The sequence below is a fragment of the Clostridium celatum DSM 1785 genome (genome assembly GCF_000320405.1).
GTDB lineage: Bacteria > Bacillota > Clostridia > Clostridiales > Clostridiaceae > Clostridium > Clostridium celatum.
In genome coordinates this window covers 1-3,651 of sequence record NZ_KB291675.1, presented here as the reverse complement: position 1 = coordinate 3,651, position 3,651 = coordinate 1, and the positions used below count along the sequence as shown (strand labels likewise).

Annotated in this window: 2 protein-coding genes; both read left to right on the top strand. The window is 30.2% G+C overall.

Annotated features, from left to right (window positions below; genetic code table 11):
* Positions 1 to 297 precede the first annotated feature (297 nt).
* Positions 298 to 1,077: a discoidin domain-containing protein gene (locus tag HMPREF0216_RS16445; protein WP_005214745.1), complete on the top strand. Its 780-nt coding sequence runs from the start codon at positions 298 to 300 to the stop codon at positions 1,075 to 1,077.
* Positions 1,070 to 3,651, top strand: a 2,582-nt coding sequence (locus HMPREF0216_RS12370) for a family 20 glycosylhydrolase (RefSeq protein ID WP_005214743.1), incomplete at its 3' end; no start/stop codon positions are given. The genes HMPREF0216_RS16445 and HMPREF0216_RS12370, both read left to right, overlap by 8 nt.

Below are 3,651 nucleotides of genomic sequence, written 5' to 3'. Positions count from 1 at the left end.
AGTTATTGCTTTACTTGGTGGATTAGGTTTAACTAAAAAAAGAAGAAATAAGTAGAATTAAATAAAAAATGCTCCTGATAAATTATATGTTTATTGGGAGTCATTTTTATATAATATCTTTATTAAGAATGAAGATATTCATTAATATTACAATATCAATTTTATAATATTAATTTATAGAGGGGGTGTATTAACATAATAAAACTTATTTACACAAATATGGAATAGATGTATAATTGTTATTGAATGGTTATGAAAAGGAATACATTAGTAAATTATTATTAGGGGGAATTAAAAATGAGAGGAATGCATAATAGAAAAGCATTTAAAAAAGTATTACCACTATTCTTAGCATCTTCTATGGTGCTTAGTAATATTAGTGTTTTTGCAACTGAAAATACTAATGGTGAGAGTAACTTAGCGTTAAATAAGACAACGTTTTCGTCAGGAGATGAAACAGAGGGATTTAATTCAACTAAGGTGACAGATGGAATTATAAATAGAAATGCTAATAATGGAGAACAATCAAGATGGGCATCTGTTAGATATGCTGAAAACCCATATGTAGGTGTTGATTTAGGAGAAAAAACGGTATTCAATGAAGTAGTAATTGAATGGGAAAGAAAAAACATTAATTCTTATGAAATACAAATATCAGATGATAAAGATAGTTGGACAACTATTTATACTGGTACAACAGTTAATAATTATAGAGATGTTATAAGTTTAGGAAATCAAGAAGCAAGATATGTTAGAGCTGTTGTTAAGGAATATGATCCAGCTGAAGAAGGATCAACTATATCATGGGAAACTGTATCTGTATATGAGCTAGAAGTTTATAATAGAGATTCTGTTGTAAGACCAGAAGCTGGAGTTAACATAGCTTTAAATAAAACTGCAACAGCATCAAGCCAAGAAGGTGGTACAAGTTTTTCAGCAGCTAAGGCATTTGATGGAACAATTGATAGAACATCTACAAAGCAATCAAGATGGGCAAGTGCTGTATCATCAGAAGATCAATGGCTAAAGGTTGATTTAGGAGAAGTAACTGAATTTGATAATATAGTAATTGAGTGAAAGAAGAAATGCACCTAAGTATAGAATTCAAGTATCAGATGATGATGTTACATGGAATGATGTATATACTGCAACTGCTGCACCAGCAAACTTTAAGGATATTATAAGTTTAAATGAAAAGGTTAGAGGAAGATATGTAAGACTTTATATTGATGAACATCTTGCAAACTCAGAAGGCGTTAATTGGAATACTGTATCTGTATATGAATTAGAACTTTATAATGGAGAAATTCCAGAAGCTCCAAAAACAGCAGCAGAAGTAGCTGCAAGCTTAAAAGTTACTGCACCTACAGAAGATGCTACTGTTCTTAAAATGCCAAGTGTTCCAGAAGGATTTGAAATATCATTTATTGGAGCAGATTATGAAGAAGTTATCGATTATGATATGAATATTCATAAGCCACTTGTAGATACAAAGGTTGTTGTAAATTTTGAAGTTAAAAAAGGTGATGAAAAAGCTACTTCACCTGCATTTGAAATAATTGTACCAGGTCAATATGAAGTTGAGGGAAATGTTAAACCAACTGTTATTCCAGAATTAAGAGAATGGGCTGGAAAGACAGGAAATTTTGAAATATCAAACAATTCAAGAATAGTACTAAATCCTACTTCAGCAGAAGAACTTAGAGAAACAGCAGAAACTTTTGCTAATGATTATAAAGATATAGTAGGAAATGATATTGAAGTTGTTGTATCAGATGCTCCACAAGCAGGAGATTTCTATCTTTCATTAACGTCAAATTATCCAGAACTTAGAGAAGAAGGTTATTATATGGATATTGATGATGTTCTTAGTGTAGAAGGAAATGATGCATCAGCAATATTCTTATCAACAAGGAGTATTCTTCAAATATTAAAGCAAAATGGAACATTTATAGAAAAGGGACTAGTTAGAGATTATCCTCAATACGATGTAAGAGGATTTATGCTAGATGTAGGAAGAAAGCCTATTTCATTAGATTTCTTATATGAAGTAATGCAAAATATGTCATGGTATAAATTAAATGATTTCCAAATTCATTTAAATGATAACTATATTTGGTTACATGATGATTATCCTACAGATGCATTAGAAAATGCATATTCAGGATTCCGTCTTGAGTCAAATGATGTTGGTGAAAATGGATTAAGATTAACATCAGAAGATATGTATTATACTAAGGAGGAGTTTGGAAACTTTATTGATGATTCTAAACTTTATGGAGTTAATATAGTTCCAGAAATAGATTCACCAGGTCATTCATTGGCATTTACAAAAGTACATCCAGAGTATGCTTATGGTAATGGGCAAGGTGAAAATGCAGCAATGCTTAATGTGAATGATGAAAAAGTTGTTGATTATATAAAAAGTATATTTAGTGAGTATATGGATGGGGAAAATCCAGTATTTAGAAATTCAACTGTTCATATAGGAACAGATGAATTCTACGGAGGAAAAGAAGAGTATAGAGCATATACAGATAAAATGTTAAGATTTATAAAAGAAGAAAAGGGCTCTAATGTAAGAGTATGGGGAAGTTTAAGTAATAAGAATGGATCAACACCAGTTTATTCAGATGGTGTTGAAATGAATATATGGAATTCCGGATGGGCTAATGCTCAAGCTATGTATGATCAAGGATATGATTTAATAAATACAGAGGATTCATATCTTTATTTAGTTCCAGGTGCAAATTATTATTATAATTACTTAAATCATAGTTGGTTATATAATAATTGGGAAGTAAATACTTTTAGTAACGGAGTTACAATACCAGAAGGATCACCACAAATGAACGGTGGAATGTTTGCTCTTTGGAATGACATGATAGATAATAAAGCAAATGGAATAGTTGAATATGATATATTTGATAGAATCCTACCAGGAATGCAAGTATTATCAGAAAAAATGTGGGGAGAAGCTGATGATAAAACATATAATGAATTTGTAGAAGTAGCTGATGAAGTTGGAGTTGCACCTAACACTAATCCAAGATTTGAAGTTGAATCTGAAACTGAAAAGGTTATGGAATATGACTTTAATAAATTTGAAAATAATACAGTTGAAGATAAATCAGAAAATGGATATGATTCTACTGAAATTAACAATGCTTCAGTTAGTGATGGAGTATTAGAATTAGAAGGTGGTAATAGTTACATTAAAACTGGAATTAATAATATGGGACCAAATTATTCAGTTTCTTTCAGTGTTAAGAGAGATGAAAATAGTGATGATAGTGAACAAATTTTATTTGAATCATCAAAAGGAACATTTAAGGCAGTACAAGCTGGAACTGGAAAGTTAGGATTCTCAAGAGAAGGGTATGACTATTCATTTGATTATGAATTACCTAAGGGAGAATGGGTAGATATTACTGTTGTTGGTAAATTAAATAAAACAGAAATTTATGTAAATGGTGAATATGTTGAACAAATATTAGAAGAAGGTTCTAATATCAAATATACTACATTCGTATTCCCATTAGAAAAAATAGGAAGTGAAAGTAAAGCATTTAAAGGGCAAGTTGATAATTTAGTAATAACAAATGAAGCTGTTATTACTGATGAAACAGTTATAGATTCAACTAATTTTAC